The 8,540-nt window shown below is 68.4% G+C and carries 6 protein-coding genes; 4 read left to right on the top strand and 2 right to left on the bottom strand.

The annotated features are described in order from the left end of the window. Positions 1 to 240: 240 nt before the first annotated feature. Together rsmI and ACDC67_RS14685 are read right to left on the bottom strand one after the other, a co-directional pair. Positions 241 to 1,074 carry a 16S rRNA (cytidine(1402)-2'-O)-methyltransferase gene (gene rsmI / locus ACDC67_RS14690; RefSeq protein ID WP_376694346.1) on the bottom strand — a complete coding sequence of 278 codons (834 nt, stop codon included), beginning with the start codon at positions 1,072 to 1,074 and terminating at the stop codon, positions 241 to 243. Then, entirely contained in the window at positions 1,074 to 1,847 is a 774-nt protein-coding gene (locus ACDC67_RS14685) for an AMP nucleosidase (protein WP_376694344.1), read from the bottom strand. Before ACDC67_RS14685 ends, rsmI begins: the two co-directional genes overlap by 1 nt. Positions 1,848 to 2,017: 170 nt before the next feature. Here ACDC67_RS14685 and ACDC67_RS14680 point away from each other — a divergent pair, with 170 nt between their 5' ends. The 4 genes from ACDC67_RS14680 (at position 2,018) to thrC (ending at position 8,532) form a co-directional block, all read left to right on the top strand. Beyond that, complete coding sequence (locus ACDC67_RS14680; protein ID WP_376694342.1) at positions 2,018 to 3,058, top strand: YeiH family protein; 1,041 nt, start codon at positions 2,018 to 2,020, stop codon at positions 3,056 to 3,058. Positions 3,059 to 3,794: 736 nt separating this feature from the next. After that, positions 3,795 to 6,266, top strand: a complete 2,472-nt coding sequence (thrA, locus tag ACDC67_RS14675; protein WP_376694341.1) for a bifunctional aspartate kinase/homoserine dehydrogenase I — start codon at positions 3,795 to 3,797, stop codon at positions 6,264 to 6,266. After that, positions 6,263 to 7,213, top strand: coding sequence for a homoserine kinase (locus ACDC67_RS14670; protein ID WP_376694339.1), 951 nt, complete (start codon positions 6,263 to 6,265; stop codon positions 7,211 to 7,213). Before thrA ends, ACDC67_RS14670 begins: the two co-directional genes overlap by 4 nt. Further along, on the top strand, positions 7,210 to 8,532 hold the full coding sequence (thrC, locus tag ACDC67_RS14665; RefSeq protein WP_376694337.1) for a threonine synthase: 1,323 nt from the start codon (positions 7,210 to 7,212) through the stop codon (positions 8,530 to 8,532). Before ACDC67_RS14670 ends, thrC begins: the two co-directional genes overlap by 4 nt. Positions 8,533 to 8,540 lie beyond the last annotated feature (8 nt).

The following is an 8,540-nucleotide window of genomic DNA, read 5'->3' as shown; positions in this document are numbered from 1 at the left end:
ATGCGTTGCGCTTCGCTCCACGCATCCTACGTTTCCGTGCCGCCTGAGGTGGGCACCGGGTCCGTAGGATGTGTGGAGGCCGGAGGCCGTAACGCATCATTTCCGGCGGTGGGTGCGGCGTCGGTGCCGCCCAACATCGTCCCCGTCGTCCGTGATCCGTGATCCGTGATCCGTGATCCGGAAACCGTAAACCGTAAACCGTAAACCGTAAACCGTAAACCGCACGAACATCGCGCGGATCTACGTCCGCATCCTTTCAATCAGGGCGAACGCTTCCTGGCGGTTCATGCCGGTCAGGCGGGCGAGGATCTTGGCGGCGCGGGATGGGGGGAGTTCGCGGGCGAGTTCTTCGGCCAGTGCGTTGGGGTCGACGGTGGGTGCGGTGGCTTCGCTGCCGGCGACGACCAGGACGGCTTCGCCGCGTTGCTGGTCGGGGTCGGTGGCGATCCATTCCTGCAGAGGTTTCAATTCGTCGCGCCTGACCGTTTCGTGCAGCTTGGTGAGTTCGCGCGCCAGGGTGGCGCGTCGGTCCGGGCCGAAGGCGGCGGTCATGTCTTCAAGCACCGTCGGCAGGTCACGCGCCGGGGTGTAGAACACCAGGGTGGCGGTCTGGCCGGCCAGTTCGCCCAGGCGCTTGCGGCGCGCGCCGGGCTTGGCCGGCAGGAAGCCCTCGAACCAGAAGCGGTCGGTGGCCAGGCCGGCAATCGACAGCGCGGCGGTGGCCGCACAGGGACCGGGGACGGTGCGTACCGGCACGTCCGCATCGTGCGCGGCCGAGACCAGGCGGTACCCGGGGTCGGAGATCAGGGGCGTACCGGCGTCGCTGACCAGGGCGACGTCGACGCCCGAGCGCAGCCGCTCGATCAGGCCGTCGACTTCGCGCGTCTCGCTGTATTCGTGCAAGCGCACCATCTCGGCACGATCGGCGCGATCGGCCAGGAGGCGCGAAGACACCCGCGTGTCCTCGGCGGCAATGACCGGCACCGATTCGAGCACGGACCTGGCGCGCGGGGACAGGTCGTCGAGGTTGCCGATCGGCGTGGCCACGACCCAGAGCGTGCCGGCGGTGCTCATCAGTCGAAGCGCAGGTGCTTGACCGAGCGCCCCTCGTCGCGGATCTCCTTGAGCGCGTCGATGCCGATGGCGATCTGCTTGTCGACGTAGTGCTGCGTGACGGCACGGTCGGACACGTCGGTCTTGACGCCGTCGGGCACCATCGGCTGGTCGGAGACGAGCAGCAGCGCGCCGGTGGGAATCGAGTTGGCGAAGCCGGTGGTGAAGATCGTGGCCGTTTCCATGTCGATGGCCATGCAGCGGGTCTTGCGCAGGTACTTCTTGAAGTCCTTGTCGTGCTCCCACACCCGGCGGTTGGTGGTGTAGACCGTGCCGGTCCAGTAGTCCAGGCCGTGATCGCGGGTGGTCGACGACACGGCGCGCTGGAGTTTGAAGGCCGGCAGCGACGGCACTTCGGGGGGAAAGTAGTCGGCGGAGGTGCCCTCACCCCGAATGGCGGCGATCGGCAGGATCATATCGCCGAGCTTGTTCTTCTTCTTCAGCCCGCCGCACTTGCCCAGGAACAGGCAGGCGCGCGGGCTGATCGCCGAGAGCAGGTCCATGATGGTCGCGGCGTTGGCCGAACCCATGCCGAAGTTGACGATGGTGATGTCCTCGGCCGTGGCGTTACGCATGGGCCGGTCCTTGCCGCGCACCTCCGCGCCCATCGCCGCGGCGAACTTCTCGACGTAGTTGTCGAAGTTGGTCAGCAGGATGTGCTTGCCGAAGCCGTCGAGCTCCGTGCCGGTGTAGCGCGGGAGCCAGTTTTCTACGATGTCTTGTTTTGTATCCATGCTTTGAAAGAAGGTTTCAGGGTTCAGGTTTCAGGTTTCAGGGGAGACACGGGTTGCGGTTTACGGTTTACGGTTTACGGGTTCCGGGTTCCGGGTTCCGGACTACGGACTACGGACCACCGGCTTCGATTAACCTATCATGCCTCCGTGTTCACATTGTTTCTCGAGTGATGGGTTTTTCGAACAAGCTGCCCGGGCTGCTGATTGCTCTGGGGATTGCCGTTGGCGCGTGGGTGCTCGTGCGCCTGGTCGGGATGCTGCCGCCGCCGGTGGGGGCGTTGCCGCTTTCGATGATGCTCGTGGCCATCCTGGCGGGGCTGGTGCTGGCCGGGCCGGCGAATCGGCGGGCGGGGTGGACGCCGGGGCTGGATTTTGCGCGCGGGCCGATTTTGAAGACGGCCGTGGCGTTGATCGGGCTGCGGCTGAGCCTGGCCGACCTGGGCGAGCTCGGCATGCAGGCCCTGCCGCTGGTGCTGCTGGTCGTACTCGTCGGTCTGGGCGTGACGCTGCTGCTGGCGCGCCTGGCGGGTGCCGCACCCCGATTGGGCATCCTGCTGGCCGCCGGGACATCGATCTGCGGTGCTTCGGCCATTGCCGCCACCGCGCCGGGCCTGAAGGCGAAAAGCGACGAGGTCTGCTACGCCATTGCCTGCATCGCGCTGATCGGCCTGACCGCCACCGTGCTCTACCCCTGGGCCCTGAACCACTTGTTCGAAACGCCAGAGCAGATCGGGTTCATCATGGGCGTGGCCATCCACGACACCGCCCAGGTGACCGCTGCGGCGGCGCTGCACGAGCAGGCCTGGAATTCGGAGGGCACCCTGGTGGCGGCCACCGTCGCCAAGCTGATGCGCAACGCCGGCATGCTGGTGATGATCCCGGCGCTGGTGTGGTTCTACTCGCGCAATCACGAGGGCGGCTCGGCCAAAGTGAAGCTGCCGCTGTTCATCGTCGCTTTCATCCTTCTGTCGGGCGTACGCAGCGGCGTGGATGCCCTGCTCGGCGCCGATCACGCGCTCTGGAACGACATCCTGAACGTGATCGCCCAGATCTCGATGTTCGCCTTCGCCATGGCCATGGCCGCGCTGGCCACGACCGTGCAGCCGTCGGAGCTGAAGGCGCACGGGTGGAAGCCGGCGGTGGCGGCGGTTGTGGCCGCGGCGGTGATGTTTGGGGTGGCGGTTTGGTGGGTTGGCTGGTTGGCTGGTTAGCTGGTTGGCTGGTTCGGCGCCGACAGGATTGCGGGGCGGCTATGCCGCGACCCGATTGGTGGAGCAATGTAGGATGCGTGGAGGCCGAAGGCCGTAACGCATCGTTGCCGGTGGTGGGGCTGGCGTCGGGGTGTGGGGGCTGCCGCCGCGTTGACCTGATGCGTTGCGCTGCGCTCCACGCATCCTACGTTTTGATGGCGCCCTTGGCTGGCAACCGGTTCGTAGGATGTGTGGAGGCCGGAGGCCGTAACGCAGCATTGCCGGTGGTGGGGCTGGCGTCGGGGTGTGGGGGCTGCCGCCGCGTTGACCTGATGCGTTGCGCTGACGCTCCACGCATCCTACGTTTCGATGGCGCCCTTGGCTGGCACCGGGTCCGTAGGATGTGTGGAGGCCGAAGGCCGCAACGCATCAATTCCGGTGGTGGGTATGGCGTCGAGGCGTGGGGGCCGCCGCCATGTTGTCCTGATGCGTTGCGCTGCGCTCCACGCATCCTACGTTTTGATGGCGCCCTTGGCTGGCACCGGGTCCGTAGGATGTGTGGAGGCCGAAGGCCGGAACGCATCGTTGACGGCCGCGGGGCTGGCGGCGGGGTGTGGGGGCTGCCGATACGTTGACCTGATGCGTTGCGCTGACGCTCCACGCATCCTACGTTTCCACGGCGCCGCACCAAAAAACCAAAACACCAAAACACCAACGCCGGGTACACTCGAAGCCACGAGATTGCCGGGGACTACTAATGCACTGGATTGCCCACAAGTTCGGGGGCTCTTCGCTGGCCGATGCCGAATGCATTGCGCATGTCGTCGACTTGCTGGGGCGGCGTGACGATGACGCGCAGGTGGTGGTGGTTTCGGCCATGGCCGGTGTCACCGATGCGTTGATTGCGCTGACACAACTGGCGGCCGCCGGCGACGAGGTCTGGCGTGATCGGCTGGTGCGACTGCGTGAACGTCACCTGGATACGCTCGATCAACTGGTCGGTGAGGGCGACGAGGCCGCGCGCGAGCGGCTTGTTGCGCGCTTCGGGCAGCTCGAGCAGTTGCTGGGCGGCCTTGCCCTGATGGGCACCGCGCCGCTGGAGGCGGTCGAGCTGGTTTCGGGCCTGGGCGAGGTTTTCTGTGCCGAGCTGGTCACGGCGCGCTTCAACCGGGAGAGGGACGAGGCGGTGATGATCGACGCGCGCGAGGTGTTGCGCGTCCAGCCCACACCGCTGATGGTGGGGGTGGACTGGGATGACAGCCATCAACGCCTGACCGGGTTCCAGGTCGAACATCCCTCGAAGCGCTACGTGATCACCGGTTTCGTCTGCCGGCGCCGCGACGGGCGCGTTTCCACGCTGGGGCGCAACGGCTCGGACTACTCGGGCAGCATCTTCGCCCGCCTTTTCGGCGCCCGCGAGCTGCATATCTGGACCAACGTCGACGGCCTGCTTTCGGCCGACCCGGCGGCCGTGCCGCAGGCCGTGCTGCTCGATCACCTGAGCTACAGAGAGGCCTTCGAACTGGCCTATTTCGGCGCGCGGGTGCTGCATCCGCAGGCCCTGGCGCCGGCGCTGGAGTCGGGCATCCCGGTGCGCGTTCGCAACACCTTCAAGCCCGACAACCCCGGCACCCTGATCGACGCCGAGGGGCGCGATTCGACGCCGGTCAAGGGCATTACCAGCATCGGCGACATGGCGCTGATCACGATCGAGGGCGCGGGCATGATCGGCGTGCCGGGCACGGCCGAGCGCGTGTTCTCCGCGCTGCATCGCGCCGAGGTGTCGGTGGCGATGATCTCGCAAAGCTCCTCGGAGCACTCGATCTGCCTGGTGGTGCCGGCCGCCGGCAGCGAGCGCGCCACGACCGTCATCGAGCAGGCCTTCGAACAGGAGCTGCGTCACGGCCAGGTTCAGCGGGTGTACGCCACCGGCGGTATCCGCGTGCTGGCGATCGTCGGCGAGGGCATGTCCGGCACGCCCGGTGTGGCCGCGCGGCTGTTCAACAGCCTCGCGCGCGCCGGCGTCAACGTGCGCGCCATCGCCCAGGGCGCTTCGGAGCGCAATATCTCCGTGGCGGTGGACGAGGACGAAGCCGAGCGCGCGCTCAAGGCCGTCCACGCCGGCTTCTATCTTTCCGAACACACCCTGTCGATCGGCCTGGTCGGCCCCGGCCAGGTCGGACGCGCCCTGCTGCGCCAGATCGGCAGCGCGCGGGACGGGTTGCTCGAGCGCGCCCGCCTGGACCTGCGCCTGCGCGCGGTCGCCAGCTCCAGGCGCATGCGCCTGGCCGCTGACGACGAGGCCAGCCTGGATGCTTCGGCGCTGGCCGAGGATCCGTGGTCCGACCAGGACGGACCGCTGGACTTCGAGACGTTCACCCAGCAGGTCAACGACGACCACTGGCCGCACGCGGTGATCATCGACTGCAGCGCCAGCGACGAAGTGGCCGAGCGCCACACCGACTGGCTGGCGGCCGGTATTCACGTGGTCACGCCCAACAAGCGCGCCGGCAGCGGGCCGGGCGAGCGTTACGCCGCCATCCGCGCGCCGGTGGCCGCCGGGCGGGCGCGCTGGCGCTACGAGGCCACGGTGGGCGCGGGCCTGCCCATCATCCAGACCCTGCGCGATTTGATCGACACCGGCGATCGCATCCGCCGCATCGAGGGGATTTTCTCCGGCACCCTGGCCTACCTGTTCAATCGCTTCGAACCGGGCATGTCGTTTGCCGAACTGGTGGGCGAGGCGCACGCGGCCGGCTACACCGAACCCGACCCTAGAGACGATCTGTCGGGCATGGACGTGGCGCGCAAGCTCGTGATCCTCGCCCGCGAGATGGGGCTGTCGATCGAGCTCGACGACATCGAGGTCGAGAACCTGATTCCCGACGCGCTGGCCGAGCTGGCGGTGGACGACTTCCTGGCACAGCTCGGCTCGATGGACGCGGCCATGAGCGAGCGCCTGGAAGCGGCCCGAAGCGAGCATTGCGTGCTGCGCCACGTTGCCGAGCTCGACGAGTCCGGCCGTGCGGCGGTCAAACTGCGGGCCCTGCCCGAAGACCATGCATTCGCCCACCTGGCGCTGACCGACAACGTGGTCGCCTTCACCACCGACCGCTACTGCGACAACCCGCTGATCGTACAGGGCCCCGGCGCCGGCCCGGAAGTGACCGCCGCGGGCGTGTTCGCCGACCTGCTGCGCGTGGCCAGTTCCCTGGGGGCGAAGCTTTGAGCGGCCTCCAGTCCGCCAGTGCCTTCGCGCCGGCCAGCGTGGGCAACGCCGCCTCGGGCTTCGACTTGCTCGGCCATGCCGTCGAGGGGCCGGGTGACACGGTCACGGCAACCCGCAGCGAGCGCCCGGGCGTGGTCATCGAGGCGATCACCGGCCTGGCGCCCGAGCTGCCCTTGGAACCCGAGCGCAACACCGCCGCGGTGGCCGTGCAGGCCCTGCTCGACGCTGTGAAGCCGGGTTTCGGCGTGGTGCTTCGCATTCACAAGGGCATCCCGCTGTGTTCCGGACTGGGCGGTTCGGCGGCTTCGGCGACCGCCGGCGTGGTTGCCGCCAATGCCCTGCTCGACGCGCTGCTGCCGCGCGAGGCGCTCTATCCCTTTGCCCTGGCCGGCGAGACGGTCGCCAGCGGCAGCGCCCACGGCGACAACCTGGGCTCGCAGCTGCTCGGCGGCCTGGTGCTGGCCACCCGCGATAATCTCCTGAAGCTGCCCGTGCCCGAATCGCTGCACGCCGTGGTGGTGCATCCCGATTGCCGTGTGGCCACGCGCGAGGCGCGCGAAGCCCTGCGCGAACCTTTCGAGCTGGAAACCGTCGTCGCCCAGCAGTCGCATCTGGCCGAATTGATCTGCGGCTGCTACGAGAACGACATCGAGCGCCTGGCGCGCGGACTGGTCGACGTGATGATCGAGCCGCGGCGCGCCCGGCTGATCCCGGGGCTGGCGCAGGTCAAGGCAGCCGCCTTCGACCAGGGCGCGATCGGCGCGGCGATTTCCGGGGCCGGCCCCACGGTGGTCGCCTGGTTCGACGGCACGGCACAGACCGAACAGGCCGCCGCGGCCATGCGCGCAGCCTTCGAAACGGCCGGACTGTCCTCGCAGGCCTGGATCACGCCGGTGGACGCGCCGGGTGCTCGGCTGGTCGATGGCTCACCGGAGCCGGCAGCGTGAGGTTCATAAGCACCGCCGGCAACGCCAGCGCGGACCTGGCCGAGGCGCTGACCAGCGGCCTGGCGCCCGACGGCGGGCTGTTCGTGCCAGAAGAACTACCTCATCTGGAACCCGACGCGCTCGACGGCTGCGCGACCCTGCCCGAGTCGGCCTACAAGACGCTCGCCCCCTTCTTTGCCGGCAGTCCGCTGGCCGACGAACTGCCCGTGATCTGCAACGAGGCGCTCGACCTGCCGCTGCCGATCAACCGGCTGGCCGTACCCGATGGCGCCCGGAGCGAGGCCGAGCACGCGTCGGCCTGGCTGCTGGAGCTCTTTCACGGGCCGACCGCCGCGTTCAAGGATTTTGCCGCGCGCTTCCTGGCCGCCTGCCTGTCGCGATTGCGCGCCGACGACGCGCCCGTCCGGACCGTGCTGGTGGCCACCTCGGGCGATACCGGCGCCGCGGTGGCCGCCGCCTTTCACCGGCGGGCCGGGTTTCGCGTGGTCGTGCTCTATCCCGACGGCCGCGTCTCCGCTCGCCAGGCGCACCAGCTCGGCGCCTTCGGCGACAACGTGGCCACCTACCGCGTGCAGGGCAACTTCGACGACTGCCAGCGCCTGGTCAAGCGCGCGCTCAACGACCGCGAACTGCTCGAGCAGGTACCGATGACCTCGGCCAACAGCATCTCCATCGGCCGCCTGCTGCCGCAGATCAGCTACTACGCCCACGCCGCGAGCAAGCTGTTTACAGAGACGCGCGAGCCGATCGACGTGATCGTGCCCACCGGCAACCTCGGCAACGCCCTGGCCTGCATCCTCGCGCGCGAAATGGGCCTGCCGATCGGCCGCGTCACCCTGGCCACCAACGCCAACCGCGCCCTGCCCGAGTATTTCTCCGGCGGTGAATTCAACCCGCGCGAGGCCGTCGCCACCCTGGCCAACGCCATGGACGTTGGCCGCCCGAGCAACTTCGAGCGCCTGGCCTGGCTGTTCCGGGATCGTGATGCGCGGGATGCCGGCATCGATGCGGTGGGCATCGACGATAAGCGCATCCGCGAGACCATCGTCAGAACCGAGCGCGAACGCGGCCTGGTCGTGTGCCCCCACACCGCCTGCGCCATGGCCGCGTTCGAAGACCGCCGTCGCGCCGGCCACGACCGCCCTGCCCTTGTCGTGGCCACCGCCCACCCGGCCAAATTCGAGCAGGTGGTCGAGCCCTTGCTCGGCCGAGAAATCCCGCCGCCGCCGGCGTTGGCTGAACTGCTGCGAAAAGACAGCCGTGCCATACCGATGGTGGCGGAGTATGGGGCTTTGCGGGATGTGCTGGTTTCTGGGTAGGAAAACCT

It is taken from the genome of Wenzhouxiangella indolica (assembly GCF_042310355.1).
Lineage (GTDB): Bacteria > Pseudomonadota > Gammaproteobacteria > Xanthomonadales > Wenzhouxiangellaceae > Wenzhouxiangella.
This window is presented reverse-complemented; position numbering and strand designations above follow the sequence as displayed.